The sequence below is a fragment of the Halobacillus sp. A5 genome, from assembly GCF_024189315.1.
Taxonomy (GTDB): Bacteria; Bacillota; Bacilli; order Bacillales; family Halobacillaceae; genus Halobacillus_A.
In genome coordinates this window covers 448,398-473,788 of sequence record NZ_JAIZEO010000001.1, presented here as the reverse complement: position 1 = coordinate 473,788, position 25,391 = coordinate 448,398, and the positions used below count along the sequence as shown (strand labels likewise).

General features: G+C 39.6%; 32 protein-coding genes. 2 read left to right on the top strand and 30 right to left on the bottom strand.

Annotated features, from left to right (window positions below; all coding sequences use genetic code 11):
- Window positions 1–335: 335 nt before the first annotated feature.
- Genes LF822_RS02495 through LF822_RS02485 form a run of 3 tightly spaced genes read right to left on the bottom strand, consistent with a single transcriptional unit; the run spans window position 336 to window position 2,102 of the window.
- Window positions 336–698 carry a hypothetical protein gene (locus LF822_RS02495; RefSeq protein WP_253922378.1) on the bottom strand — a complete coding sequence of 121 codons (363 nt, stop codon included), beginning with the start codon at window positions 696–698 and terminating at the stop codon, window positions 336–338.
- Between the two features lie 20 nt (window positions 699–718).
- Window positions 719–1,318 (bottom strand): SMC-Scp complex subunit ScpB, encoded by a 600-nt coding sequence (gene scpB / locus LF822_RS02490; RefSeq protein WP_253922377.1) that lies wholly within the window; start codon window positions 1,316–1,318, stop codon window positions 719–721.
- A gap of 43 nt (window positions 1,319–1,361) precedes the next feature.
- On the bottom strand, window positions 1,362–2,102 hold the full coding sequence (locus LF822_RS02485; RefSeq protein WP_253922376.1) for a segregation/condensation protein A: 741 nt from the start codon (window positions 2,100–2,102) through the stop codon (window positions 1,362–1,364).
- Between the two features lie 308 nt (window positions 2,103–2,410).
- On the opposite strand from LF822_RS02485, the gene LF822_RS02480 reads away from it, so the two are divergent.
- Window positions 2,411–2,881: a DUF309 domain-containing protein gene (locus tag LF822_RS02480; protein WP_253922375.1), complete on the top strand. Its 471-nt coding sequence runs from the start codon at window positions 2,411–2,413 to the stop codon at window positions 2,879–2,881.
- A 30-nt stretch (window positions 2,882–2,911) separates the two neighbouring features.
- Here the strand turns inward: LF822_RS02480 and LF822_RS02475 are convergent, their stop codons facing one another.
- The 22 genes from LF822_RS02475 to LF822_RS02370 all read right to left on the bottom strand — a co-directional run bounded on the left by LF822_RS02475 (window position 2,912) and on the right by LF822_RS02370 (window position 20,070).
- Window positions 2,912–3,277: a GNAT family N-acetyltransferase gene (locus LF822_RS02475; RefSeq protein ID WP_253922374.1), complete on the bottom strand. Its 366-nt coding sequence runs from the start codon at window positions 3,275–3,277 to the stop codon at window positions 2,912–2,914.
- Between the two features lie 198 nt (window positions 3,278–3,475).
- A complete protein-coding gene (locus LF822_RS02470) occupies window positions 3,476–3,931 on the bottom strand; it encodes a site-2 protease family protein (protein ID WP_253922373.1) in 456 nt (151 codons plus the stop codon).
- A gap of 22 nt (window positions 3,932–3,953) precedes the next feature.
- Entirely contained in the window at window positions 3,954–4,385 is a 432-nt protein-coding gene (locus LF822_RS02465; RefSeq protein WP_253922372.1) for a peptidylprolyl isomerase, read from the bottom strand.
- Entirely contained in the window at window positions 4,366–5,694 is a 1,329-nt protein-coding gene (gene lysA / locus LF822_RS02460; RefSeq protein WP_253922371.1) for a diaminopimelate decarboxylase, read from the bottom strand. The genes LF822_RS02465 and lysA overlap by 20 nt, the downstream gene beginning before the upstream one ends.
- A 141-nt stretch (window positions 5,695–5,835) precedes the next feature.
- The gene (locus LF822_RS02455; RefSeq protein ID WP_305881977.1) at window positions 5,836–7,302 is read right to left on the bottom strand and encodes a spore germination protein; all 1,467 of its coding nucleotides are present in this window, start codon (window positions 7,300–7,302) and stop codon (window positions 5,836–5,838) included.
- A gap of 23 nt (window positions 7,303–7,325) precedes the next feature.
- Window positions 7,326–7,676 (bottom strand): stage V sporulation protein AE, encoded by a 351-nt coding sequence (spoVAE, locus tag LF822_RS02450; RefSeq protein ID WP_253922370.1) that lies wholly within the window; start codon window positions 7,674–7,676, stop codon window positions 7,326–7,328.
- Window positions 7,673–8,689, bottom strand: a complete 1,017-nt coding sequence (spoVAD, locus tag LF822_RS02445; protein ID WP_253922369.1) for a stage V sporulation protein AD — start codon at window positions 8,687–8,689, stop codon at window positions 7,673–7,675. The genes spoVAE and spoVAD overlap by 4 nt, the downstream gene beginning before the upstream one ends.
- Before the next feature lie 11 nt (window positions 8,690–8,700).
- Entirely contained in the window at window positions 8,701–9,153 is a 453-nt protein-coding gene (gene spoVAC / locus LF822_RS02440; RefSeq protein WP_253922368.1) for a stage V sporulation protein AC, read from the bottom strand.
- Between the two features lie 15 nt (window positions 9,154–9,168).
- Entirely contained in the window at window positions 9,169–9,579 is a 411-nt protein-coding gene (locus LF822_RS02435; protein WP_253922367.1) for a stage V sporulation protein AB, read from the bottom strand.
- A complete protein-coding gene (locus LF822_RS02430) occupies window positions 9,566–10,183 on the bottom strand; it encodes a stage V sporulation protein AA (protein WP_253922366.1) in 618 nt (205 codons plus the stop codon). Before LF822_RS02430 ends, LF822_RS02435 begins: the two co-directional genes overlap by 14 nt.
- Window positions 10,184–10,277: 94 nt before the next feature.
- Window positions 10,278–11,033: an RNA polymerase sporulation sigma factor SigF gene (gene sigF / locus LF822_RS02425; RefSeq protein WP_253922365.1), complete on the bottom strand. Its 756-nt coding sequence runs from the start codon at window positions 11,031–11,033 to the stop codon at window positions 10,278–10,280.
- 10 nt (window positions 11,034–11,043) lie between these two features.
- Window positions 11,044–11,484 (bottom strand): anti-sigma F factor, encoded by a 441-nt coding sequence (gene spoIIAB, locus LF822_RS02420; protein WP_253922364.1) that lies wholly within the window; start codon window positions 11,482–11,484, stop codon window positions 11,044–11,046.
- Window positions 11,481–11,834 carry an anti-sigma F factor antagonist gene (gene spoIIAA / locus LF822_RS02415; protein ID WP_253922363.1) on the bottom strand — a complete coding sequence of 118 codons (354 nt, stop codon included), beginning with the start codon at window positions 11,832–11,834 and terminating at the stop codon, window positions 11,481–11,483. Before spoIIAA ends, spoIIAB begins: the two co-directional genes overlap by 4 nt.
- A 91-nt stretch (window positions 11,835–11,925) precedes the next feature.
- On the bottom strand, window positions 11,926–13,098 hold the full coding sequence (locus LF822_RS02410) for a D-alanyl-D-alanine carboxypeptidase family protein (RefSeq protein ID WP_253922362.1): 1,173 nt from the start codon (window positions 13,096–13,098) through the stop codon (window positions 11,926–11,928).
- Window positions 13,099–13,529: 431 nt separating this feature from the next.
- Window positions 13,530–14,831 carry a pyrimidine-nucleoside phosphorylase gene (locus tag LF822_RS02405; RefSeq protein ID WP_253922361.1) on the bottom strand — a complete coding sequence of 434 codons (1,302 nt, stop codon included), beginning with the start codon at window positions 14,829–14,831 and terminating at the stop codon, window positions 13,530–13,532.
- Between the two features lie 17 nt (window positions 14,832–14,848).
- A complete protein-coding gene (locus LF822_RS02400; protein ID WP_253922360.1) occupies window positions 14,849–15,667 on the bottom strand; it encodes a purine-nucleoside phosphorylase in 819 nt (272 codons plus the stop codon).
- Between the two features lie 12 nt (window positions 15,668–15,679).
- Window positions 15,680–16,858, bottom strand: a complete 1,179-nt coding sequence (gene deoB / locus LF822_RS02395; protein WP_253922359.1) for a phosphopentomutase — start codon at window positions 16,856–16,858, stop codon at window positions 15,680–15,682.
- A 95-nt stretch (window positions 16,859–16,953) separates the two neighbouring features.
- Window positions 16,954–17,838: a site-specific tyrosine recombinase XerD gene (gene xerD, locus LF822_RS02390; protein WP_253922358.1), complete on the bottom strand. Its 885-nt coding sequence runs from the start codon at window positions 17,836–17,838 to the stop codon at window positions 16,954–16,956.
- A 5-nt stretch (window positions 17,839–17,843) separates the two neighbouring features.
- Entirely contained in the window at window positions 17,844–18,059 is a 216-nt protein-coding gene (locus tag LF822_RS02385) for a DUF4227 family protein (RefSeq protein WP_253922357.1), read from the bottom strand.
- A gap of 179 nt (window positions 18,060–18,238) precedes the next feature.
- Complete coding sequence (gene fur, locus LF822_RS02380; RefSeq protein ID WP_253922356.1) at window positions 18,239–18,700, bottom strand: ferric iron uptake transcriptional regulator; 462 nt, start codon at window positions 18,698–18,700, stop codon at window positions 18,239–18,241.
- A gap of 108 nt (window positions 18,701–18,808) precedes the next feature.
- Window positions 18,809–19,447, bottom strand: coding sequence for a stage II sporulation protein M (spoIIM, locus tag LF822_RS02375; RefSeq protein ID WP_253922355.1), 639 nt, complete (start codon window positions 19,445–19,447; stop codon window positions 18,809–18,811).
- Between the two features lie 77 nt (window positions 19,448–19,524).
- Window positions 19,525–20,070, bottom strand: a complete 546-nt coding sequence (locus LF822_RS02370) for an NUDIX domain-containing protein (RefSeq protein ID WP_253922354.1) — start codon at window positions 20,068–20,070, stop codon at window positions 19,525–19,527.
- 90 nt (window positions 20,071–20,160) lie between these two features.
- Between LF822_RS02370 and LF822_RS02365 the strand changes: the two genes are divergently transcribed.
- On the top strand, window positions 20,161–21,081 hold the full coding sequence (locus tag LF822_RS02365) for an aldo/keto reductase (protein WP_253923439.1): 921 nt from the start codon (window positions 20,161–20,163) through the stop codon (window positions 21,079–21,081).
- Between the two features lie 69 nt (window positions 21,082–21,150).
- Here LF822_RS02365 and LF822_RS02360 read toward each other — a convergent pair whose 3' ends face one another.
- The 5 genes from LF822_RS02360 to LF822_RS02340 form a co-directional block, all read right to left on the bottom strand.
- Window positions 21,151–21,372: a YqkE family protein gene (locus LF822_RS02360; RefSeq protein WP_253922353.1), complete on the bottom strand. Its 222-nt coding sequence runs from the start codon at window positions 21,370–21,372 to the stop codon at window positions 21,151–21,153.
- On the bottom strand, window positions 21,369–21,701 hold the full coding sequence (locus LF822_RS02355; protein WP_253922352.1) for an iron-sulfur cluster biosynthesis family protein: 333 nt from the start codon (window positions 21,699–21,701) through the stop codon (window positions 21,369–21,371). Before LF822_RS02355 ends, LF822_RS02360 begins: the two co-directional genes overlap by 4 nt.
- 55 nt (window positions 21,702–21,756) lie before the next feature.
- Window positions 21,757–22,551 carry an SDR family NAD(P)-dependent oxidoreductase gene (locus tag LF822_RS02350; RefSeq protein ID WP_253922351.1) on the bottom strand — a complete coding sequence of 265 codons (795 nt, stop codon included), beginning with the start codon at window positions 22,549–22,551 and terminating at the stop codon, window positions 21,757–21,759.
- Between the two features lie 4 nt (window positions 22,552–22,555).
- Window positions 22,556–23,521 carry an MBL fold metallo-hydrolase gene (locus LF822_RS02345; protein WP_253922350.1) on the bottom strand — a complete coding sequence of 322 codons (966 nt, stop codon included), beginning with the start codon at window positions 23,519–23,521 and terminating at the stop codon, window positions 22,556–22,558.
- Window positions 23,522–23,756: 235 nt separating this feature from the next.
- Window positions 23,757–25,373, bottom strand: a complete 1,617-nt coding sequence (locus LF822_RS02340) for a M20/M25/M40 family metallo-hydrolase (protein WP_253922349.1) — start codon at window positions 25,371–25,373, stop codon at window positions 23,757–23,759.
- Between the last annotated feature and the right edge of the window lie 18 nt (window positions 25,374–25,391).

Genomic DNA, 25,391 nt, shown 5'->3' with positions numbered 1-25,391 from the left:
TATGAAAACGAAAAAAAGACTGCGTATAAACGCAGTATCAGCTTGTTGAAATACCCTGGTTTCATGCAATTGTTTTCCTGCCGCCAGTAATAAAGCGCCCCCTTTCCTCGGACGCGCGCCTGAGCTGCCTAACGAAACCCACGCTCCGTGATCTCGGCTCAATAGTTCTTCCGCAGGAGTGGAAATGATCTCGTTCATTTAGCCAGAGTAAGACTCTCATTCACCTGGATCATGAAAACGCTCTTCTTCATGTTCAAGAAGGAACCTGTGACTGGCGAGATTTATATCGACAGGCTTCATACAAGAAAGGTTTTAAAATCTTTTAATAAATAGGACTATTCTTCAAAATAGATAAGTGTTGACTCAATTTCAACCCCGCCGAGCTCGTGAATATCCCGGTATAGATTTTGAACGGCATTAATGTTTAGATCTTCAAAAACAAGCAGGATCTCTTCTTTACTTAATAATATTTTTGAACGATGTTTATACTCCGGGTATTTAATCAGGCAGGCCAGCGAAAGGATATGAACAATCGACTCTTCAGGAATAGAAAAACGTGAAGCAATCTCTTTCTGTACACTCTCAGGATACCTCACTTCAAAAGACTGTCTGTTTCCTTTATCTTCATAAGTAATTACCGAACTACATACAGACACATCACTTTTACTGCATTCTCCATAAGCACCAGTAAATTTCACTATTTAAACTCCCTCCGCTGTTATTCACCTAGATCATCTTCATTTTTATCTTCAGTAAATTTTTCAAAGAATAAGTCAGCCTCGTCCTCCACATTCCCTTCCTCTTGAAACTCTTCAATCGGCGGCAGTTCCTCGATAGAAGATAACCCAAAGTAAGTAAGAAAAGCTGTTGAAGTTCCAAATAGAACAGGTCTGCCGACAGCTTCCTTCCTGCCTTTCTCTTCAATCAAACCTCGATTCACCAGAGTCTGAACAGCTCGATCACTTTTCACACCGCGAAGTTCGTCAATTTCAACACGTGTAATGGGCTGCCGATATGCAATAATGGCCAGTACTTCCAGAGACGCCTGGGAAAGCCTCGTCGTACCTTTAGTTTCCAGTAACTGCTGATAGTATGAAGCATGCTCAGGTTTAGTCGTCAGGTGAAGAATACCATTTGATTCCATAATTTTAATTCCGCGGTCCTCACGATCGTATTCTTTAAAAAGTTCTTCAAGAAGACTGGTGAATTCACTAGAAGTACAATCAATGATTTGTGTTAATTTATTTATTGAAATTCCTTCTTCTCCTGAAGCAAATAATAATCCCTCTATTAGAGCTTTTTGTTTAATCCTATTCATTATGTTCCTCCATTGCTTCAGCATAAAACCTAAATTCAGTGCTTTACACCTTACTGCGAAATACTATCAGCTCTTCAAAATGCTCGGACTGTGTACAAATGATTTCATTGTTTTTCATTAATTCGAGTATTGCAATAAATGAAACGACAATATGAGATCTTGTTTTTTCTTCAAAAAGATCATAGAAACGTGTGCCCTCTCTTGAAACACGAATTTTACTTAAAATGTCGTCCATTCTAAGCTGGATAGATACTTCGTCCCGTTTAATTTTCGTTTCGCCAGGAGCTTTATGCTTGTTATTCTTAAGCATTTGTTGTACGGCAGAAACCATTTCAAAAACAGAGGCTTCTCCTTCTTTAACTACCGGTCCGTCGTACTCATTCTGTTCCACATTCATTTGTGGACGTGTGTAGATTCTATTCTCCTCTACTTCTTTCGTTTTGAGCTGCTCAGCTGCTTTCTTATACTTCTTATACTCGATCAGCCTGCTTATTAATTCTTCTCTAGGGTCTTCCGTGTCTTCCGCTTCGAATTCTTCATTAAGCGAAGGAGAAGGAAGCAGCATCTGACTTTTTATTGCCAGCAGGGTAGCGGCCATTACTAAGTATTCGCTGGCTACATTTAATTCTAGTTCCTGCATGGTGTGAATGTAATTCATATACTGCTCTGTTATAGTAGAAACGGGAATATCATATATATCAATCTCATAACGGTTAATTAAGTGAAGTAATAGATCGAGAGGGCCTTCAAAGCCTTCGAGTTTCACATGGTATCGGTCAGTCATAGTATTCTATCCTTTTTTAAGTAGTTTACATACTGCAATCATCGTACCAGAAAATATTCAAACCGTTAATAATATCTTTTGAAAAATCACCTGCGTGAAAAGGTTAAAGAATAGTTGAATTGCTGATTCCGCTAATTGTAAGGTGAAAGGCGAACCGGGACAGGGCAGTTCCCGACTCACATTCTCTTTAGCAAGCAGCCTGAATAATTTTGCATGTTTAAAGACAGATCCAATATTTAATGAAACTTTTATTCTACAATGTCAGTATTATTAGAACAAGCTAATCAATTTAGAAAGGAGAATGGAATATGTATCCTTTTCCGTATATAGAATTTCTGGCTCATTTTCACGGAACTCGTGACTATTTCGAGTGCCATGAAGTACTAGAAGATTATTGGAAAAAAGTAGAACCCGGGAAAAGAGATTCTGTATGGGTACTGCTCATCCAGTTTGCTGTTTCTCTCTATCACTATAGGAGAGGAAACAGCAAAGGAGGAATTATTCTCATTCAAAAATCGCTGAATAAACTGCCTGCTAACAGAAAGGCTCTCTCTTCAATAGGAATTAATGTAAATGAATTTCAAAATCTTATGCTGGCCGTTAAGAAGAGAATGGAAGCAGATGAAGCATATGAGAGCGTTTCTATACCAATTAATGTTCCTGCCCTTAAAGAAGAGGTTAAAGCATTATGTATGTCCTGGGAGGTTTCTTTTGAATCTTCTAGTGACCTAACCGATGAAAAATTAGTTCACCGTCATAAAAAGCATAACAGAACATAAAAGAAGACGCCCTCCTTTAGGCGTCTTCTTTTATACCTTTGAAGATGAACTTTCCACATCACATTTTTCAAAAAATGTCTCAGTTACTTCATCTGGTTTCACTTCGTAGTTTTTCTCAAATTGCTCTTGAGCAGCTAAGACCATTTTCCTTCCAATTCCTAAATTACGATGAGAAGGGTTTACGGACACGTGTTGTATATAAGCTGCTCCCTCCTCAGTACGCACACCAACAGTACCAAGAATATCTTCCTCTTTCCAAAGGAACAGGTGCCAATCCGGGTTCTGTTCATACTCTTGTATAATTCCCTGCAGCTTGCGTACTTCTTTACATTCCGGCATAAAAGAAAGAAGTCCCATCGCTATTTTTTCAAATGATTTTTTAAATCGAATTAACATAATAACCCCTCGTATTGCTCGTAAATTTTTTATAGCTTTTTAATACTCCAGTGATTACATGACGATCCCAAACCAGTAATAAAATCCCCACGATAAGCTCATAATTAACAAAATTGAAAAGAAAATCCAGTTGTTTCGTCTCATTAAATGCCTCCACAGTGACTAATCTGCCTAGGCATTAGGATACTGTATATTACCTTAAGATTCAACCCGCTTTGCCCGGAGATTCTCTAATACTAAATAACCGTCTGATTTTCTTTTTCCAATTTTAAAAGGGATCATGTTAATAACCGCCATATAAAGATTAAAAAAACTAAATAGGAGCACCTCGTTTTCATATCCAAGCTTTATGTTCATGAAGCATAAGAAAACAATACTATTAGCAAAAGGACCTGCAAGACTAATCCAAACTTTTTGCAGACAGGAAAAATCCGGGTCTTTTACATTAATAGAATAACCGCCCAAGAAATATATTCTACCCACTATTATGTGCAATTTCTGGAATTTAATACGTAGTATAGAATTTCCGGCTCCAACGCTCAACACCGAATATCTAGCTCCACACAGGAATCCCGCAATAATATGCCCGGTCTCATGTATTACCAGCCCTATAGGGGCAATGACGAATAGCAACAAAAGCCATATACCTATCATGTTAAGTATCGATTATCTGCTGTTAACCTTCTACTCTAACTTTCTGCATAACATCACCTGGTCGAACACGATCTACTGTTTCGACGCCTTCAATGACTTTTCCGAAGACAGTGTGTCTAGCGTCTAAATGAGGCTGGGGAGAGTGACAGATAAAAAATTGACTTCCACCTGTATCTTTTCCTGCATGTGCCATGGACAGCGTTCCACGTTCATGCTTGTGAGGGTTTCCTTCTGTTTCACACTTAATAGTGTAACCCGGTCCGCCTGTTCCGTTGCCATTAGGGTCTCCACCCTGTATAACAAAGTCAGGAATGACACGGTGGAAGGTTAAACCATCATAAAATTCACTATTGGCCAGTTTCTCAAAATTTTCCACTGTGGCAGGTGCTGCCTCATCATAAAGTTCTATTTTAAGCTTTTCCCCGTTTTCAAATTCAATCGTTGCTTGTTTCATAATTCAGTTCCTCCTGTTTTGTATAAGATAAGTCCAATCTTGTTATTTCTTCGAAGTCTTCTCTACGCACCACAAGTTGATGCTTTCCATTTTCCACAAAAACAACTGCAGACTTTCCAAAGCGGTTGTAATTATTAGCCATAGCATATCCATAAGCTCCAGTACTGAATACTGCCATTAAATCCTGTGGCTCTACCTCGGGAAGCTTCACATCCCATAATAGCATATCTCCTGACTCACAGCACTTACCAGCTATAGCATATTCTTTTTTTAGAGGCTGGTGCATTTTATTTGCTAAGACAGCATTGTACTTTGCTTGATATAAAGCCGGTCTGATATTATCTGTCATCCCACCATCAACCGAAGCATAAGTCCTTACTCCCGGAATTTCTTTAATAGAGCCTAAAGTATACAGGGTTACTCCGGCATCACCAACGATAGCCCGTCCTGGTTCTATCCAAATTTCAGGCATCGGATAATTTAATTTTTCAGACTGGAGTTTTACTTCATTAATGAGAGCCAGAGCGTACTGGTCAAGCGCTAAAGGGTCGTCTTCATCGGTGTACTGAATTCCGAATCCGCCGCCTAAATTTAACACCTCGGCCTGATAGGAGAATTTTTCCCGCCAATCTTTCATCGTTTCAAACAATTTCTGGGTGGCAAGGGTAAAGCCGCTCGTTTCAAAAATCTGAGAACCAATATGACAATGAAGCCCTTTAACTTTCGTTCGTGGATCAGAATTTAATAACTCGAATGCTTTATCTGCCTGGCCACTGGATAAGTCGAAGCCAAATTTCGAATCTTCCTGACCTGTTAAAATATAGTCATGTGTATGGGCTTCGATACCTGGAGTTACACGCAGAAGTACCTCCATCGTTTTTCCTTTCTCAGCTAAAACATCAGTTAATAAAGCAATCTCATAAAAATTATCTACGACAATACAGCCAATATTATGATTAACAGCCATCTCAAGTTCAGAAAGACTTTTGTTATTGCCGTGCATATGAATTTTTTCAACAGGAAAACCGGCTTCTAAAGCTGTATGTAATTCTCCTTCAGAAACTACATCCAAACTTAAGCCCTCCTGCTTAGCTACCTGCAGCATAGCAATAGTGGAGAAGGCTTTACTTGCATAGGCCACCTGTGCAGGGATACTATAATTTTTAAATGTTTGGACGAACGCTCTTGCGTTATCCCGGATCCTTTCTACATCATAAACGTATACAGGAGTACCGTAAGCTTTCGCAATTTCTGCAGCTGCAACTCCCCCGATCAGAAGCTGTCCTTGTCCGTTGGTTTCATGCCTCATGCTGCTCCGCCTTTCTATATTTTACATTTATTTAATATCTATATTTCTTTATAATAACGAATCCAAAAGAAAATGTTCCTTCAGAGAAAAAGGAACATTTAAAATTATATTTAATTTATCACAAGTTTTATAAACGGGCAATTATCTTTGTCTATGCTCATTTTGAGGATGGACAACGCTTGGACGGATCTTTCCGACAGGTACAGACATTCTAACAAGTATCTGCATAAAAGCTTTTGCATTAAACGGCAGAAACGGCCATAAATATGGGGTGTTGAGAGACTTCGTTCGAGCAAGCAGCAGGATATATAACGTGATCCCGATAACAAAACCACTTAAACCAAATATAGCGGCCAAAACTAATATGAGCAGGCGGGATATTTTATTTGAAATAGAAAGCTCATAGCTAGGGGTTGCATAAGAACCAATAGCACTCACAGCCACGTATAAAATGACTTCAGGAACAAACAGCCCTACATCAATTGCAATTTGTCCAATTAATACAGCAGCAATTAACCCCATCGCCGTTGAAAGCGGTGTAGGAGTATGAATAGATGCAATCCTCAGCATTTCTATACCCAAATCAGCAATAAGGAGCTGAACAATAATAGGCAGAGTACTTTCTTCATTTGGACCTATAAAGTCTAAGGATTCCGGGAGTAGGTCGGGTTGAATAACAAAAAGCATCCACAAGGGTAGAAGAAAAACGGATGAAAATAATCCAAAAAACCGCACCCATCTTATAAACGATCCTATAACAGGAGACTGTCTGTATTCTTCAGCATGCTGCACATGGTGGAAATAAGTTGTAGGTGTGATTATCATACTGGGAGACGTATCTACCATTATCAGAACATGTCCTTCTAATAAATGTGCAGATGCAATATCTGGACGCTCGGTATACCTGACTAAAGGAAATGGATTGCCCCCCTGCTTTACTAAGAACTCTTCTACTGATTTGTCCGCCATTGATAAGCCATCAATTTCGATCTTATTTAGTTCGGCTTTAATGAGCTTAATAAGCCCTGGGTCAGCAACATCCTCAATATAAGAGATACAAATATCTGTCTTAGACCGCTGACCTACTTGTATTAATTCATTTCTTAAACGGTCATCACGTATCCGGCGGCGGGTAAGCGCTGTGTTTTCTATAATATTTTCTGTGTACCCGTCACGGGAACCCCGTACGACCTTTTCAGTATCCGGCTCTTCTGGTGTGCGGCCCGGGTAAGCACGCACATCAACAATAATGGCTTCAGCTTCCCCTTCAACGAAAATTGCAATTAATCCCGAGAGTACTTGGGTAAGACATTTTTCTATCGTATCTTCTAATTCTACCTGTTGATGAGCAAGGTCATTATATATATGTTTAAAAGCAGACTTTTTATCACGAGTACCTTCATTTAACTGAAACAATTGCCTTAATAAATTCACAATGACAGGGGATTCACACAAACCATTAACATAATAGAGGTCGACTTCATGTCCAAGTATATTCAAAGTTCGACACCCGACGTCAAAGGATTTACCAATGCCTAACCTTTCATACATAATGGATCGATTCTGATCTATTTTCATTACAATCGGCGTTTTCGTTTCCTGAGGCATGGTATAGTCTCCTTTCTTATAAATTACCCTTTAGGTTTAAAAATAACAGCAACTATAAATCCAAATAAAATGGCTGAAGCAATACCTGCAGACGTTAGCTCAAAAATGCCAATCGCAATTCCGATAAAACCATGTTCATCTGCCTGTTCCATAGCTCCGTGCAAAAGTGAATGACCAAAGCTGGTGATCGGAACGGTAGCACCCGCACCTGCAAATTCAACGAGTTTGTCATATAAATCAAATGCATCAAGTACAGCTCCGGCTACAACAAAGGATGACATTACATGAGCAGGAGTCAATTTAGCAATATCTAACAACAGCTGACCAACCACACAGATAGACCCGCCTACAACAAATGCCCACAAAAAGCTCATTCCATTTCCTCTCCTTTCGCTAATACGACAGCATGAGCAATCCCTGGTATGGACTCTTTCTGCTGAAGCATCATAGGACTCATGAGAGCGCCGGTAGCAACGACAAGTATTCTTTTATAAGTACCAACTTTAATACTGTTGATCAATTTACCATACGTTACAACAGCCGAGCAGGCACAACCGCTGCCGCCGCTGAATACAGGCTGTTCACTATGGTAAATAAGCAAGCCGCAGTCTTTGTGTACTTCTCCAATGTGGAAGCCATCATCCTTCAACATATCTTTTAATATTGGAGTGCCTACGGCAGAGAGGTCTCCCGTCACGATTAAGTCATAATCATCAGGAACCCTCCCCATATCTTCGAGGTGGGTCTTAATTGTATGCCATGCTGCTGGTGCCATAGCTGATCCCATATCAAAAGGATCTGTTATTCCATAGTCCATCACTTTTCCAATAGTAGCTGCTTCCACTTTAACAGGTGAAGGCTTTCTGGATATTAGTGCCGCGCCGCTGCCGGTAACAGTAAATGTTGCCGACTTAGGCTTCTGGCCCCCATATTCAGTAGGATATCTAAACTGCCGTTCTGCAGTAGCATTATGTGAGCTTACTGCTGCTATCGCTTTTTTAGCGTACCCGCTTTCTATTAAAGCTGCTCCCGTTGCCAATGTTTCCATTGAAGTCGAACACGCGCCAAACATGCCGATAAGCGGTATTCCTAATTGGCGGGCAACGTAATTCCCTGTAACGTTTTGGTTAAGAAGGTCACCTGCAAGAAACAAATCAATGTCCTTCTGGTCAATTCCTGCTTTCTGCAGACACTGATAGACTGCGTCAAGCATTAGCCGGCGTTCGGCTAACTCCCAATTATCTTCATTGCAATGTAATTCGCTGTACACTTTATCGAATGTATCTTTTAACGGCCCCTGTCCTTCCAGCGGACCGACAGCTGTCCCGGTGGACTGAATATATACGCCTTTATTAAAACTCCATGTTTGTTTTCCAATTTTACTCACGACATGTCCCCCTAAAAAATAACCTGCCACGTATATCTTATAATACCTAAAACATAAGCGGCAACGACGCCGAATACGATGACAGAACCAGCTAGTTTAAATAAATTAGTTGCTACGCCAAGAACAATTCCTTCGCTTTTGTGTTCAAGAGCTGCAGAAGTAATAGAATTGGCGAACCCGGTAACAGGAACGGCCGACCCTGCACCGGCAAACTGCCCGAGCTTGTCATAAACACCAAACCCTGTAGCTAAAGCGGAAAGAAGAATTAACGTAGCTACCGTAGGGTCTCCTGCATTTTTCTCTTTAAATCCAAACCAGTGAATATACATTTCTGAAAGAAGTTCACCTAACACACAAATAAGGCCACCGACTATAAAGGCTTTTAAAGCATTAATAAAATATGGTGGTTTAGGCTGGTAATTTTTGCTCGTTTTTTTATAATCTTTCGCATTAAACCCAGGCATATTTATACTCTCCTTTTATTTAACAAACAGCACCCATTGAAATAGAGAACCAGCGATTTTTCCTAATGAAAGTGCCATGAGCAGCGTAAACAAATAACTTTCAATACCTATTCTCTTAAACAGCAATGGAAATACGTTTAATACTTCAGTTAATGCAGCAGCCAGCATGCCTACAAACATTCCATGAAGCACACCCCACAGAACTAAACCAATTACAGGGACACTCATGGTATGGTTACCAAAAGATAAATAAATACCAGCAAACACTCCTAATATGATAGCGGCTTCATAATAAATGATTTTTGATTCTGTATGGCTCAGCTGCATCAACCTGGGCACAATCCCTAAAACAGTAATAAAGGCTACGAAACCTGTACCCACTGCGATACCTGATGCCAGACCAATCAACGCCTCAATGATCCTCATCCTGTTGTTCCACCTTATTTTCGTGAATGGCTACATAATGATCCAAGTCCTCCTGATATTTAAATACTTCAATTTCCATGGGATTAGGCTCTTCGTTAAACTTCTTCGAAAACCAGTGATTAAAAAATAAAATCATGCCGAGCCCAAGTCCTAATGAATAAGGGACTTGTATCCATAAGGGGTGTTTTTCTTCTTCTCCGGTCAGCATGTAATGAAGCTTCTGCTGTACAGATTCCATTGCGACATCGTAGTGAAAATTCATAATAGCCATGGCAGCTCCAACAAATAACAGCAGCCAGATAAATCCTACTACTAGTAAAGGAGGCATCTTCTTTTTTCGTTCAATATGGACTACACATTGATTAGATCCTAAGATTTCAACCTCTCTTTCAGGAAACCTGTTCATCAAAATATCAACAATCAAATAACTGTCAATCACAATGATGTTTTTATCCTCTTCTGTAACTCTGTGGAGGATGATATTTTCTATTGTCTGTCTATTTATTAAGGTTCCTGTGACTTTAGCTACTTCATATAGACGTATTTCCTGCTTAATTGGAATTCGGATGGATTGTCTCATCCTAATATAAATAGGGGTTGACATTACATCGCCTCCCTTAATTTCAGCACAATTTTAGTATGTGATACATTTACAATTTCATACAAAAGAAAAACTACGCATCTCCGCGTAGTTTTGGTTATGAAGAGTCGCTCATAGACTCCTTCATCTGTTCTAATATTTTCTTTTCCAGCCTTGAGACCTGTACTTGAGAAATTCCTATCCTTTCTGCTACCTCCGATTGAGTTTGATCTTTAAAATACCTTAAATAAATGATTAACCGTTCTCTTTTATCCAGTGTATTCATGACCTCATGTAGAGTTAAGTGGTCGAACCATCGCGAGTCTTCTTCTGCAATTTGATCCACTAATGTGATAGGATCCCCTTCACTTTCATAAACCGTTTCGTAAATCGATTGTGGAGAACGCCCGGCATCCTCAGCTTGAATCACCTCTTCAGGAGACAATTCAAGTGCGTCTGCCAGTTCATTTATCGTTGGAGAACGACCATGTTCCTTTAGCAGTTCTTCCTTTTTCACCCGGATTTTATGATACATTTCTTTAAGACTCCGGCTAACTTTTACACTGCCGTCATCCCGGATGAATCGCTGAATTTCTCCAATAATCATAGGAACTGCGTACGTAGAAAACTTTACCTCAAAGCTTAAATCAAATTTATCGACAGATTTTAACAGCCCAATACAGCCGATTTGATATAAATCATCAGGATCGTAGCCCCGCCTCAGATATCTTTGAACGACTGACCACACCAGGCGTGTGTTTTTCTCTACTAAGAAATGACGTGCTTCCTGGTCGCCTTCCTGGCTTCGCTTAATTAAATCCCGCACTTCCTTATCGGATAAACGTTCCTCTTTTGTTTCTGTGTTAATATTCATGGCGGCCGCCCTAATTACAAATGGCCTTTGTAGAAGTCAACTGCTTAGATAAAGTAATTCTTGTTCCTTCATTCTCCTTGGACTTAATATCTACCTGATCCATGAAATTCTCCATGATGGTAAAGCCCATACCAGATCGCTCCCATTCTGGCTTAGAGGTGTAAAGAGGCTCTCTAGCGGCTTCAATATCCTCAATTCCCTTACCAAAATCCTCAATAATAATTTCTACTTGAGACTGGTTTATAGAACATTCAAGAATCACTTTCTGATCAGCATCTTCTTCATAACCATGAATAATTGCATTTGTCACGGCTTCTGAAACTACCGTTTTAATATCTGTCAATTCATCGACCGTAGGATTTAACGGACTAATAAATGAAGCGACAGCAATACGGGCAAGAGACTCATTTTGGCTGACACTCGAGAATTCGACCTTCATATAATTTTTCATGAAGCCACCCCCAGCATCTGTAATGCAAAGTCTTCATTATCTGCAAGTTTCACAATTTTAAACATACCTGAAAGATCGAATAAACGGCGCACTTCCGGAGTAACAGAGCATATGACCATCTCCCAGCCTGCAGCCTGGATTTCTTTATAACGCCCAAGCATAACTCCCAAACCAGAGCTATCCATAAAAGTAAGCTTCTCTAAGTTTACAATTACGTTACCTACATTGTTTTGAGCAAGTTGTGCCTGCCATTCTTCCCTTAAATTTGTGGCTTCATGATGGTCTAGTTCTCCTTCTAGTCGAACAAGTAAGACAGATTCTTTTACGTTAAAGTTTACGGAAAGACTCAAGTGTAGTTCCTCCTTATCAATTAGAGTCACTTAGTCTTTTCGAATAAAATGGCTTACTTTCCTGCCTGAAAACAAAATTAGTGGCGAATCGCTAAAACTTCTCAAATCCGGCTAAATTTCTAAATGAACGTTCCCACAATTCAAGAAGACTGGCTTTCTCCATAGGTTCAGAGGCTTCAAGTCTTACTTTAGATACTTCTTCCTTACCGTTGTTAACGGTCAGCCATCCAAGGTGATCACCTTTCCTAATGGGGAGATCAACTGCATCGTTTAATGTCACAGCCGTTGTATACTTAGCTTTAGGTTCGTTCTTTCGTTTCAGAACGACTACGTCCTTCTCAGGTTTCAGCGGAAGCACGTGAGGCGTTCCTCTAGGATTACTCATATCATCAATGACATCGTCTTTTGAATGCAGCAGCTGACCTTCATATTGTCCAAAACCAAAATCCAGTAAACTGGTGACAGCTTCGTTCCGCTCTTTTGGTTTCTCAGCCCCCATGACCACAGCGATCATGTGTAAATCACCTTTTTTAGCAGTGGCTGTCAGACAGTATTTCGCCTTTTCTGTAAATCCCGTCTTTAATCCATCCATCCCCGGATACGATTTAATGAGTTTGTTTGTGTTCACTAGCCAGAATTCATTGTCTTTCCCTTTTCTTAAATAATCCTCGTAAATCGTTGTATATTTTGTAATATCTTCATGCAATAGTAATTCTCTTGCCATAACAGCCATATCGTGGGCAGTGCTGTAATGATTGTCTGCCGGCAGTCCTGTCGGGTTTTCAAAATGGGTATTTTTTAACCCTAATTGCTTGGCTTTATTATTCATCAATTTGACGAACTCTTCTTCACTTCCTGATATTCTCTCTGCCAAAGCTACACTAGCATCATTCCCTGAGGCTACGGCGACTCCCTTTAATAAATCATCAACTGACATTTCCTCTCCTGCTTCAAGAAAAATTTGAGATCCGCCCATTGATGCAGCATGCTCACTTACCCTGACGGTTTCATCCAGGGTCAGGCTGCCTTTCTTAAGTTCTTCCATAATGAGCAGTAAAGTCATAACTTTTGTCATACTGGCTGGAGGGAGCTTCTTATCAGCCTCTTTTTTAAACAAAGTCATTCCACTGTTTTTTTCCATTAATATAGCTGATGGAGCACTATCTGCAATGGAATTGTTATGATCTTCTGCTTTCGTATATGTCGGGTAAAACAGAGATGCTGAAATACTAAGGGTTAATAGTAGGCATATAAACCTATGCATAATGATACCTCCTGCAACTTTAAGTGCTCCTATTTTCCCCTTAAGTACAGGTTCTATACTTTAAAGTTTCAGAACTAATTGGATACCCTTTCAAGTAAGTGGTTTTGTTTTTGCGGCATTTTCTAAAATCACAAACTAAATAACTTTTGGAAGAGTTCATAAGCCCAGGAATGGCACAAAAAAGTTCATAAATTTTACTTTATGTAACTAACTCTACAGCCTTGCTATTTGAGAACGGAACAGTCATCAGTTCCGTCTTAAAGAGGAAGCGAATGTGGGATTTTCTGCATTTTCTTAGAGCGGGGGAATAATTATTATCTCACTTTAAAAAGGTATAACAGTCGAATCAACTTACAGACAAAAAAATCGAGTAAAAATCTTTGCGATTTCATACTCGATTTCATACAGTCGTTATAAAGTTTGTTTACAGTTTATTTAATTACTTTATGAACAAGGGTTGGAGCTTTCACTATTTCATCCGTAATTTGATAGGCTTCTTTAACTTTCTGCACTGAATCTTCTGCTTCTTTGTAATCACTGTGCAGAATAACCAGCTGCTCTCCCTCTTTGACTTGATCACCGATTTTTTTGTTCAGCGTGATGCCTACTCCGTGGTTAATCACATCATCTTTCGTCGCTCTGCCTGCTCCAAGGTACATAGCGGCCACTCCTATCGATTCTGCGTCAATTGCTTTTATATACCCATCTTTTTCTGCTTTGACTTCGATATCATAAGAAGCTTTAGGCAACAAACTTAAATCATCAATCATTTCAGTGCTGCCATGCTGAGCTTCAATAAAAGTACGGAAGGCTTCAAACGCCTTTCCATTATCAATGTTTTTCTCTAAAGATTCATACGCTTCTTCATAGCTGGTAAATGCCTCAGCTAAAACAGTCATATGTGAAGCGATCTCTAATGAGAGTTCACGCAGATCCATTACTTTTTTACCTTGCAGGATTTCAGCAGCTTCTCTTATCTCATTTGCGTTTCCTACTTCAAAACCAAGCGGCTGATTCATATCACTTATAACTGCAACAGTATTTCGTCCAAGGTTATTACCGATATTGACCATCTCACGAGCCAGAGCTTCTGAATCTTCTAACGTTTTCATAAAAGCTCCACTTCCCGTTTTCACGTCCAGTACAATGCTGTCTGCACCGGAAGCCAGCTTCTTACTCATAATCGAACCGGCAATTAAAGGTAGTGAATTCACTGTCCCCGTAACATCCCGCAAAGCATACAGTTTTTTGTCCGCCGGAGCTAAATTACCCGTCTGCCCGGCAACAGCTAACTTATGCTTATTGACATTCTTAATAAATTCATCTTTTGTCATTTCTATTTTTAAACCTTCTACCGCCTCTAGCTTATCCAGGGTTCCCCCCGTGTGGCCTAAGCCTCTTCCAGACATTTTGGCAACGGGAACACCGGCGGAAGCTACTAGTGGACCGACGATAAACGTCACTTTATCTCCTACTCCCCCAGTAGAATGTTTATCTACGATATGACCATGAATAGCTGATAAGTCGATTGTCTCTCCAGAGCTCACCATAGCCTGCGTCAGGTTGGCTGTTTCTTCCTGAGTCATCCCTTTAAAATAAATCGCCATAGTTAACGCAGAAGCTTGATAATCAGGAATATCACCTTTTGTATACCCCTCAACGAAAAACTCAATCTCTTTCTTTGTAAGTTCGCCGCCGTCTCTTTTTTTTACAATCACGTCTACCATTCTCATTTGAATTCCCCCTTTAGTTATGCCGGTAAAGTTTTAAGCAGGTCTTTAACAAAGCCTAGAAAGTCTTCTCTTACTCGTGCTGTTGTTTCAATGACCTCATCGTGGGTGAGCGGCTGATCTAATATACCTGCCGCCATATTAGATATACAAGAAATGCCCAGTACACGGATTCCGGCGTGATTTGCAGCAGTAACTTCAGGTACTGTAGACATTCCCACAGCATCTCCGCCTAAAATTCGAAGCATTCTAATCTCCGCACCTGTTTCATATGCAGGACCAGTGTTTCCTACATAAACACCTTTTTTAACCTGCATTCCAAGCCGGTCAGCACTTTGTTCAGCATGCTGAATCAACGCTCTGTCATAAGCCTCCGACATATCAGGAAAGCGCGGCCCTAGTTCTTCATCATTTGAACCCATCAATGGATTATCCCCCATGTTGTTAATGTGATCGGTAATGACCATTAAATTGCCAGGTTCAAATTCCTTATTAATACCTCCTGCTGCATTTGTAACAAATAACGTTTCAATTCCGATTTCTTTCATGACACGAACAGGGAATGTCACCTGCTTCATATCGTAGCCTTCATAGTAGTGAAAACGTCCCTGCATAGCCAGTACCTGCCTACCCTGAAGCTGTCCAGCAACGAGCTGCCCTTTATGCCCGGATACTGTAGATTCAGGGAAGTGAGGAATCTCCTGATATGGAATTATTACAGGGTTTTCAATTTCCTCTGCCAGGACGCCGAGTCCAGAACCTAAAATTAACCCTACCGTCGGTTCAATGTTTAATTTCTCTTGAATGAATGTAGCGGCTTCTTTACTTTGCAATGTCATATTAATCTCTCCCTATTTTATGTCTTTTAAAAAGCTTGTGCCGTGGTCAGGCATTTTTGCAGAAAAGTTGTCTGAGATGGTTGCTCCAATATCGGCAAAAGTCAGACGCTGTTCCAGCTCTCTGCCTTGTTTAATCTGATTATGATAGACAAGCAGAGGAACTAATTCTCTTGTATGATCTGTACCATGATGGATAGGATCGTTGCCATGATCGGCAGTAATAATGAGCAAGTCGTCATCATTTAACTTATCCAATACTTCGGGCAGCCGCCGGTCAAATGCTTCCAAAGCCTCACCATAACCTTGAGGGTCTCTTCGGTGCCCGAATTTCGCATCAAAATCAACAAGATTTAGAAAGTTTAAGCCATTAAACGGCTTATCCATTGAAGCAGCCAGCTGATCCATCCCATCCATATTGTCAGTTGTCCGTATTGCTTCAGTTACTCCTTCCCCATCATAAATGTCCGAAATCTTACCAAGAGCAATGACATCAAGCCCCGCGTCCTCCAAATGATTCATCACAGTTTCACCGAAGGGTTTAAGAGCGTAATCATGACGGTTCGATGTTCGTTCAAAAGCACCGGCTTCTCCGATAAACGGTCGGGCGATTACTCTGCCCACCATGTATTTTTCATCTAATGTAAGCTCTCTTGCATACTCACAAATCTCATAGAGTTCTTGAGGAGGAATCACATCTTCATGAGCTGCAATCTGCAGAACAGAATCTGCCGAAGTATAAACGATCAAGTCTCCAGTTTGTACATGATGTTCACCCAGCTCCACGAGAATTTCTGTACCTGAAGCCGGCTTGTTCCCGACAATACTGCGTCCAGTTTTCTCTTGAATTTGATCGAGCAGCTCTTTTGGAAAACCATCAGGGAATGTTCGGAATGGCTGTTGAATATTCAAACCCATAATCTCCCAATGACCTGTCATCGTATCTTTTCCATTCGACGCCTCAATCATAGTCGTATAATGAGCGCCGGCAGTCGCAGCTGGACCAATTCCTTTAACAGGCCTGATATTCCCAAGACCTAACATCGCCATGTTGGGCATATTTAACCCATTCATATGTTCAGCTATATGTCCCAGAGTATTTGAACCCTTATCATTAAACTTCTCAGCGTCTGGAGCTTCTCCAATTCCTACCGAGTCCATTACAATTAAAAATACTCGCTTAAATGTTTGCATAACGATACCTCCTAATGTTTACTTTCCCAAAGCTTATAAAATATAGTCTAAAAACCTCAGTTGTAGGATGTCAGACAACTTAAATTAAAAAGAAACTACGCCCTTGGATGATACGAGCGGTAGACATCTTTTAATCGAGTTTTTGTAACATGTGTATATATTTGTGTAGTAGAAATATCTGCGTGACCAAGCATTTCTTGAACAGCCCTTAAATCAGCGCCATTCTCCAATAAATGTGTAGCAAAGGAATGTCTTAATGTGTGTGGTGTTATTTCCTTAGCCACTCCAGCCTGCCTGGCAACCGCTTTCAATATCTTCCAGAAACCTTGACGGGACAACCTGGAGCCGTGCTGGTTTACAAACAATTCTTCTGTCTGTTTATGCTTGACCAACTGATCTCTTGGACCGTTCAAATACTCTTTCAGTGCATCTTTAGCAAGATCGCCTAAAGGTATAATCCTTTCTTTGGAGCCCTTTCCCATACACCTTACAAACCCCATTGTTAAATGAAGATCACTGACTTTAAGAGTAATCAATTCTGTGACGCGCAGTCCTGTAGCATATAGAATTTCAAGCATTGCTTTATTTCTATAGGTTAATGGATCCTTTGCGGATAAATTCAGCAGTTTATCCACATCATCCGAAGATAAAACTTTAGGAAGTTTACGTTCTTTCTTCGGTGTTTCGATATGTAAACTGGGGTCCTGATTACTTAACTTCTCTCTTACCAAGAATTGATGAAACAAACGAATAGAAGATAAAAAACGTGCAATTGTAGCCGATGAACGTCCTTTGTCATTTAATTTGTAAAGATATTTCATAATCTGTGTACGAGAAACTTCATCCCAGTTCTCCACATTAATTTCCTGTAAAAATAGAAAGTATTGATTTAGATCTCTTTTATAAGAATGAATCGTATTTTGGGACAAACCCCGTTCTACGGTTAAGTAATGAAAAAAATCTTCAAGGGCAAATTTCATTCTGTCTACTCTCCTAATTGAAAGAAAATCGATAAGCGATTGGTCCAATCTGACCCTATCGGATTCATCACCTTAACTGCCCTGCCTTCGGGAGGGTCATATCTATGACTTCTTTCGTGCTGATCATGAATAACACGCAGCGCTACATAAAACAAGCTTGTACATATTGTGAAGATAATGAGTACTCTTATAATTTCTTGAATCTGCTTATTATTAGACATAGGAGCCTCCATAAAAATTCTGTTTATAAAGGATATGTCAAAAAAACAAGCTAGTATACATATAATTTTCATTTCTAAAATTAACGTACACGATTTTCTTTCATTTGTAAATAGAAACCTATTAACTAACAAAACCGTTACGAATACTAGATTCATAACGGTTTAGACTCATAACAGAATTATTTTCTTCCATCTGCCACTGCTGCTTTCTGGCACACTTTGCAAATCCCATGAAATGTTAAACGATGATCTTTTACTTCAAAACCCCACTGCTTCTCAACTAACTTCTCTACTTCGCCTAAAAGATCCTCTTCGATTTCTTCTACAGATCCGCATTCTGTACATACAAGATGATGGTGAAAATGTTCCGCTCCTTCTTTACGTAAATCGTAACGGGAAACACCATCTCCGAAGTTGATTTTATCGACAACTTTCAGCTCTGATAATAGTTCTAATGTACGGTAAACCGTAGCTAAGCCAATTTCAGGTGCTTTCTCTTTTACGAGGAGGTATACATCTTCTGCACTTAAATGGTCAGCCTCATTTTCCAAAAGAACTCTAACAGTGGCTTCTCGCTGGGGAGTCAACTTATAACTCTGAGAATGCAATTGTTTTTTTATACGCTCTAATCGATGTTCCATCTTCGTCCCTCCCTCGTAATTCCATTTTCATTATAAGCAGAGAAGGAACGAGTGTCAAATTAAAATAATTATAAAGTGTTAATGATAATCATTATTACTAAAAACTCATTATTTATAAATCCATTTCACAGCAACTTCCAGCAGCGGATGAGCTATAAATACTTCTATTAATGAAGCGGAGATGAGTATTAGAAGCAGCGCTCCAAAGAGCAGGCTGTACTTTGCAAATGCTTGTAAAATAGGCTGATGTACCCTTTTAATAAATAACTGTTTACACAAAGTTAATGAGAAAAGCAGTGCTAGTGCACCGGCAAATAAGTAGACAGGAATAATTACTATATTCTGCGGAGCTATAGATGCTGAGGACAACAGCAGCCCGTACCAACCCATTTGATTTACGAGAAATCCAACAGAAAAGCCGACAACTAGTCCTTTAATAAATAATAAAACAGTAATAATCGGCATTCCTACAATTGATATCCCTAATAAGAAAAGAAGCAGCATGTATTTCACATGATATAGAATGCTGTCTCTTAATAATCCTGTCCGATCCGGACTGCTTCGATCAACCATTTGTTCAAAAAATTGTTTTAAATAAAAAAACAGATCTTCTTTTTGAACAAAGTTCATGCTGTTCACGATAATGGCCCCAAAAATCATCCCCATAATAAATAATACAAATATAAAAACGAAGATGCTTATATGGTTGTTAATATCACTTTTCACCATTCGTACTCCACGCTGCATCTACTCTCACCCTCTCATCAACGATCTATAAATACTCTATGAGAGAAGGCGGATAAGTAGACCAAATTAAGAGGAAATTATTTTAATCCTCTTAATTTTAAATAGAGCAGAGCGTACGAAGTCTTGGCATCGTGGATTCGCTGTTCTTTTTCTAACTTCTCTGCTTCTCCAAGCGTCAGCTCCAGTAACTCAACAAATTCATCATCATCACCCGCAACTTTTTCTTCTAATGGAATCAACTGGCTTGTGAAATATACATTTACAAGTTCATCTGCAAAACCGGGGGATGTATAAAATGAGTTAATTAACTCTAATTGGTTTGTTGTATACCCTGTTTCTTCCTCCAGCTCCCTTTTAGCCGTCACGATTGGATCTTCTCCGGCTTCTAATTTCCCAGCAGGTATTTCCACCAGACTTTTTTCTAATGCTTTACGATACTGTTCTACAAATATAATTTTCCCGTCTTCCTTTTGGGCAATAACGGCTACAGCACCAGGATGCTTGATGATCTCTCGTTTAGATGTATTACCGTCGGGTAAAGTAACAGTGTCTACATTCAAATGAATAATTTTCCCTTTAAATATTTCTCTTGTTTCTGTCGTTACTTCTTCAAATTTTCGCATAAGGTTTCATCCTCTCTTTTTACCTATCGATAGTTTATCATAGAGAGAGACATTAATAGAATGGAGATTATTTCAGGAAAGGAAGATTACATGTATAAAAGACAATTGGGTAATAGTGACCTTTATGTGTCAGAATTGAGCCTTGGCTGTATGTCCCTTGGAAAAGATGCAGAAAAAGCTAAATCCATAATTGACCTGGCCATAAATGCTGGAATAAATTATTTAGATACCGCTGACCTCTATGACTTTGGGGAAAACGAAAGAACTGTGGGAGAAGCAATAAAAGGACGACGCAATGATATCATTATTGGTACGAAAGCGGGGAATAATTTCACGCCGGGTCAGGAAGGCTGGACATGGGATCCTTCGAAATCGCATATAAAGAGTGCTGTTAAAGACAGTTTGCAGCGTTTAGGCATCGATTACATCGATCTCTATCAGCTACATGGAGGTACGATTGACGACCCTGTCGACGAAACCATTGAAGCATTTGACGAACTTAAGAAGGAGGGCATTATAAGAGAGTACGGTATTTCATCAATTCGACCGAATGTAATTAAAGAATACGTTAAAAAATCTGACATAGTCAGTGTAATGATGCAGTTTAACGTCTTAGACCGACGCCCTGAAGAGGCAATACTAGAGCTGCTGGACGATAACAATATAAGTGTATTAGCACGTGGCCCCTTAGCGAAAGGAATGCTGTCAACCAAAGCTCAAGAGAAGGTTAAGGAGAAAGGGCAGGACGGCTTCCTCGACTATAGCTATGAGGAATTAAAAGCCTTAATCGATAAATGGAAAGACTACGAAAGCAGTGAAAGGACTCTTGAGGCACTGGCTCTGCAATATATTCTTCACAACAAAACTGTAGCGGCTGCAGTGTTCGGAGCAAGCTCTATAGAACAGCTTGAAAATAATTTAAGCTACCTTGAAGCTGCGCCCTTAACTGAACAAATGTTTGGCGAAATTCAAGCGATGACTAAGCCGTTGACCTATAAAAATCACCGCTGATTCAGAAACATTTTCTTCAAAGAGTCGAAAGAAAAAAAATAAAGCTGACGAGAAGAATCTTCGTCAGCTTTATTTTTTGAATTTTTCCCAGTCTAATTCACTTTCATTTAACAGCTCTTCGAAACTTTTATTTGCTTCTCGATCCTTCATTTGCTTTATTCGTTTTTGGCGCTCTTGTTCTTCTTTATCTCGTTCCCGCTCTTTTAAACTAATCTTCTTTTCTTTCAGCTGTTTTAACAGGTCTTGATTTAATTGATCGGATAGCTGATTCCCTTCCCGTTTTGGTCTCATAACGGCACCTCATTTTTCACAGTCCCTGTAGGAATGATTGGATTTAAGATACCTTCAGGACTTGAAAGCCTAAACGTTCCTTTAATTAGATCCAGCTTCATCTCTTTCCTAAAGAAGACCTTCTGCTGATGGTCAATGATCACAGGAAGCTCTTCATTTTCTACTTTCTGATCTGTTTCATTTATATGATTAACAAGTCGTATAGTAGGCTGGCCGTTCACTCCGCAGCCCAGACCCTCTGTATCATAATAAAGCCTTAATATTTGATGTCCTTCATCCATTATCGGTTCTAATTGTTCCCAGGCCGCTTCAGTAATTTCCAATTTCATATGATCACCTCTCTGCTTATCTTATAAAACAAAGTAATCTGAATCAAAAGTTTTACTACTTTTTGTGAAACTGGGATTTTAATAAAGCTTCCATTAACCCAGGAGATAACTGATAGCACCAGCTCCCTGCGTTCATCCATGACGGTAGATTTATTTCACGCCTCCGGTAAAATAAATGATTTATAATCTCTAGTGCAACAGTGTTAGGATCAAGCATGATCTTATCTACAGATTTTTGATAGTTGCCGGAAGGATCAGCCGTTTTAAAAAAATTGGTCTTAACAGGCCCCAGATTAACGGTCGTGACATAAACGCCGCTATTCTCAACTTCCATACGCAGAGCATTAGAAAATCCTAATACGGCATGTTTGGTTGCTGAGTAAACAGCGGATTTAGGAGTAGCCATCTTCCCAGCCTGCGAGCCTATGTTTATAATATGTCCTCTTTTTTGATGGATAAAATACGGAAGACATTCATAAATCGTTCGAAATACAGCTTTAACGTTAATGTTAATCATCTGATCAATATCTTCCCAGTCAGAATCAACAAAGTTTTGAAACCTGCCCATTCCAGCATTGTTAATTAGGGCGTCAACTTCCCCATGCCTCTCGTATATGAGGTTTAATGCCTCCTTCCAAGATGAATCATTAGACAGATCTGCCTGGTAACAATGAACGGGAGTGTCAAAATATTGCTCAATCTTTTCTTTGATCACTCTAAGTTTGTTTTTGGAACGTGACACTATAATTGGTTCGGCTCCCTGCCTGGCCGCATGAATAGCTAAATATAAACCAATACCGTTTGACGCTCCTGTTATTAATACTTTTTTGTTTTTTACTAAATCATTCACACAATCACCTGTTTACATAATAATATTTTCGTTCACCTAAGAAATTATTTGAAATATGCCCTTTTTCTTCTAAATAATCCAGTTGACCTATAGTTTCTGACATAGTCAGACCAAATTGAGAATGGATATGCTTTGGAAACAGTCTCTCACATACTTGAAAAGCTGACTTTTCTCCCTCTTCGAGTAACTTTAATACTTTAGCAGCTCTTAATTCTTGATGTTTGAGTCTTTGCGTGATCAACGAATCTATATCATTGAATACTTCCCCGTGACCCGGATATACTTTTTTAATGTTATAATTTAATAATTTTTTCATTGAATCTCTATACTGCAACAGCGGCCTGGGTCTCGTTGTATGAACAGTTTGAGGCGGCTCAAGCAATGGATTAGATGATATGTGGGCAAGTAAGTGATCGCCTCCAATTAATGCACCGTCGCACTCTCTGAAAAAAGAAATGTGACTTTGTGCATGGCCAGGCGTTTCGATAACCTTCCATTCCTCATGCCCTGAAAGGAAGCTCCCCTCTGTCAGTTCTTCGTGAAGTTCCCCGGATGACGTCCATTTCAACGGTTTTTTTAATGTTTTAAGTATATAAAAGAAATCTTCAGGCACCCCTGATTCTATATACATTTGCCGGAAAAAATTCTCGTATTCAATAAAAAATTGTTCATTTTGTTCATACCAGGGTTTGAGAAAAGGGTGACCCGCTACTTTTTTTATGTTTGGAAAGTGTTGAACCAGCCCCATGTGATCTGGATGATGGTGGGTTAAAGCTACCTGTTCAATTTGATCAGGTGTAATGTTAATTTGGTCCAACTGGAGTTTCATCGCTTCCCACGCTTCTTCCGTTTTCACCCCAGCATCTATTAAAGTCAACTGCTCCCCTTCTAATAAGTAACAGTGCACATCCCCTACGGCATAAGGTGTTGGCAGGGTTAATTGATGAATCGTATCTTTTATCGTTTTCAAGCTTATTACCCCCAAAAAGTGAATGATCATTCATTATTTATCCTTTATTGTAGCATGGTTTTATAGAATATCCTATTATGATCTGCCAGCATGAAGGCTTCAAGCGCCCGGTAGACACGTAAAACACCGAGACTGTAACTGAATACCGGTGGTTAAAGCAAGTTTATCCTCTGCAGAAAATTTATAACTTCCCAGGCCATAAAAAAATACCGCCGAGGCAGGCGGTGTTAAGGTGTTAATAGCGAAACATTTGATGAATGGTTTCAGTTAAGATGTGTGGCAGCTTCTCAAAGCTATAGGTTAATTCCAGCCGTTCTGTCCACTGATGGGGATCTTTTCCTAAAGGACCAATATTAATAATCGGCATTGTTACAGATTCTATCAGGTTTGAAGGCAAGTTAAATCCCCTCCCCTGAATCGGCATTTGATCCACTAATTGCTGGATGGAAGAGTCGGAGGAGACCGGTCCGATAAAACTTAAATCGGACAACCCGGTGAAATACTCCTGAGTATGCAGCTCGACACCGAATTCATTGCGGGCATAATCCATCGCGTAAGCAGAAGTCTTTTTAATGAAAGGATCATGATTCGAAGTCACAGCTGGATAGAAAGGCGGACTGTAGAAAAGAACCATCATCGGGGTAATATCTTTACATAGAGCAGCCAAGTCTTGAACGAGCGTAGTTGAAAAATCCCTGTCCCCCTGATCTCTTTGTTTAATCAGCAGATTCTGTCTTCTTTGAACTTCTTCCTGCCCAAAACGAACTACCGCTTCATGGTAAAGCTGTTCGTACGTCAGGACAGTAATTTCAGGTTGAAAAGATGACTTCTGACCACTTCTTAAATAGAAAGAAGCTTGTTTATGATAATGTTCAATAATATTCTTTTTAGCTCTTTCGGCTGCATTAATTAGTTTCTTATTAATTTCATCAATGGATTGTTTCATATAAAGTACGTTGTACATCGTAACTGCGGCCTGAGGACTTTGAACAGAGTACTCTTCTTTTAAATCTCTTTGCATCAGGCTGATTGGAGGCGGTGTCTTCTCTCCATCAACTTCTTCTATAAAGGCCTCATTTAACTCTAATTCTTTCGCTAAGTAACTTATCATTAAATTAGCATTTAATCCGCCAAAAGGTTCTCCAGCGTGTGTCTCTTTCCCGTAGCAAAGAAAACCCGGAAGAGCCTTACCAATCGAACCTGTATAAAGATAGTAGGCAGGGTCTCCTGGATACTTACTAAACATCGGTTCTCCATTAAGAGCGGCTTTATAGGTTAGATTAAACTTATCTTTTAGTTTATCCAGCACAGGGAGAGCTGCAAGCATACCCTCGGAATTTACCTCTTCATCAGGAACAGCAATCAATAGTAAATTCCCTTTAAAGTTCCCTTTCATTGCTTTTTCTAATATGGACAGCTGGACAGCTAAGCCGGCTTTCATATCCATCGTACCTCGTCCAAAAATCCACTGACCCGTTTTTAAATCCCTTGCGGCGTCCGGCGGCAGGGAATTGATGTTTTTTTGCAGTTCCTGAGTCAACTCTCTAGGGTAGAACGCTAAATTCTCCCACGAACCATAGTCCTGTACAGATACAACATCTGCATGTGATATTAATACAATTGTATCACTGACATTCTCTTGTTTTACCAGTGCAGAAACAAATTGCCTGCCATCTTCTAAGGGATGTAACTTTATATGTTCAGGATGTTTTTGATAATATTCCTGATCGCTTAAAATATAATATAAATACTCAAATATAGCGATCTCAGCGTTAGAACCCGTAATACTTGGGTATTCCACCAAAGAACACAATAAATCTGTCAATTGGTCTTTTGTCTGCCATTTTTCCATAACAAAACACTTCCTTTC

Excerpts from the sequence above, each read along its gene's own strand:
- spoIIM (WP_253922355.1), bottom strand. The coding sequence starts at position 19,447 with ATGCAGCGTGGAGTACGAATGGTGAAAAGTGATATTAACAACCATATA.
- LF822_RS02480 (WP_253922375.1), top strand. The coding sequence starts at position 2,411 with ATGTATCCTTTTCCGTATATAGAATTTCTGGCTCATTTTCACGGAACT.
- LF822_RS02385 (WP_253922357.1), bottom strand. The coding sequence starts at position 18,059 with ATGTCTAATAATAAGCAGATTCAAGAAATTATAAGAGTACTCATTATC.
- spoVAE (WP_253922370.1), bottom strand. The coding sequence starts at position 7,676 with ATGAGCTTTTTGTGGGCATTTGTTGTAGGCGGGTCTATCTGTGTGGTT.
- LF822_RS02340 (WP_253922349.1), bottom strand. The coding sequence starts at position 25,373 with ATGGAAAAATGGCAGACAAAAGACCAATTGACAGATTTATTGTGTTCT.
- LF822_RS02360 (WP_253922353.1), bottom strand. The coding sequence starts at position 21,372 with ATGAGACCAAAACGGGAAGGGAATCAGCTATCCGATCAATTAAATCAA.
- scpB (WP_253922377.1), bottom strand. The coding sequence starts at position 1,318 with ATGAATAGGATTAAACAAAAAGCTCTAATAGAGGGATTATTATTTGCT.
- sigF (WP_253922365.1), bottom strand. The coding sequence starts at position 11,033 with ATGAATATTAACACAGAAACAAAAGAGGAACGTTTATCCGATAAGGAA.
- xerD (WP_253922358.1), bottom strand. The coding sequence starts at position 17,838 with ATGAAATTTGCCCTTGAAGATTTTTTTCATTACTTAACCGTAGAACGG.
- spoIIAB (WP_253922364.1), bottom strand. The coding sequence starts at position 11,484 with ATGAAAAATTATATGAAGGTCGAATTCTCGAGTGTCAGCCAAAATGAG.
- LF822_RS02485 (WP_253922376.1), bottom strand. The coding sequence starts at position 2,102 with ATGACTGACCGATACCATGTGAAACTCGAAGGCTTTGAAGGCCCTCTC.
- LF822_RS02400 (WP_253922360.1), bottom strand. The coding sequence starts at position 15,667 with ATGACATTGCAAAGTAAAGAAGCCGCTACATTCATTCAAGAGAAATTA.
- fur (WP_253922356.1), bottom strand. The coding sequence starts at position 18,700 with ATGGAACATCGATTAGAGCGTATAAAAAAACAATTGCATTCTCAGAGT.
- LF822_RS02355 (WP_253922352.1), bottom strand. The coding sequence starts at position 21,701 with ATGAAATTGGAAATTACTGAAGCGGCCTGGGAACAATTAGAACCGATA.
- LF822_RS02430 (WP_253922366.1), bottom strand. The coding sequence starts at position 10,183 with ATGTCAACCCCTATTTATATTAGGATGAGACAATCCATCCGAATTCCA.
- lysA (WP_253922371.1), bottom strand. The coding sequence starts at position 5,694 with ATGAGGCATGAAACCAACGGACAAGGACAGCTTCTGATCGGGGGAGTT.
- spoVAC (WP_253922368.1), bottom strand. The coding sequence starts at position 9,153 with ATGCCTGGGTTTAATGCGAAAGATTATAAAAAAACGAGCAAAAATTAC.
- LF822_RS02405 (WP_253922361.1), bottom strand. The coding sequence starts at position 14,831 with ATGAGAATGGTAGACGTGATTGTAAAAAAAAGAGACGGCGGCGAACTT.
- LF822_RS02475 (WP_253922374.1), bottom strand. The coding sequence starts at position 3,277 with ATGTTAATTCGATTTAAAAAATCATTTGAAAAAATAGCGATGGGACTT.
- LF822_RS02455 (WP_305881977.1), bottom strand. The coding sequence starts at position 7,302 with ATGCCTCAGGAAACGAAAACGCCGATTGTAATGAAAATAGATCAGAAT.
- LF822_RS02465 (WP_253922372.1), bottom strand. The coding sequence starts at position 4,385 with ATGAAACAAGCAACGATTGAATTTGAAAACGGGGAAAAGCTTAAAATA.
- LF822_RS02410 (WP_253922362.1), bottom strand. The coding sequence starts at position 13,098 with ATGCATAGGTTTATATGCCTACTATTAACCCTTAGTATTTCAGCATCT.
- deoB (WP_253922359.1), bottom strand. The coding sequence starts at position 16,858 with ATGCAAACATTTAAGCGAGTATTTTTAATTGTAATGGACTCGGTAGGA.
- LF822_RS02370 (WP_253922354.1), bottom strand. The coding sequence starts at position 20,070 with ATGCGAAAATTTGAAGAAGTAACGACAGAAACAAGAGAAATATTTAAA.
- LF822_RS02365 (WP_253923439.1), top strand. The coding sequence starts at position 20,161 with ATGTATAAAAGACAATTGGGTAATAGTGACCTTTATGTGTCAGAATTG.
- LF822_RS02470 (WP_253922373.1), bottom strand. The coding sequence starts at position 3,931 with ATGATAGGTATATGGCTTTTGTTGCTATTCGTCATTGCCCCTATAGGG.
- LF822_RS02435 (WP_253922367.1), bottom strand. The coding sequence starts at position 9,579 with ATGAGGATCATTGAGGCGTTGATTGGTCTGGCATCAGGTATCGCAGTG.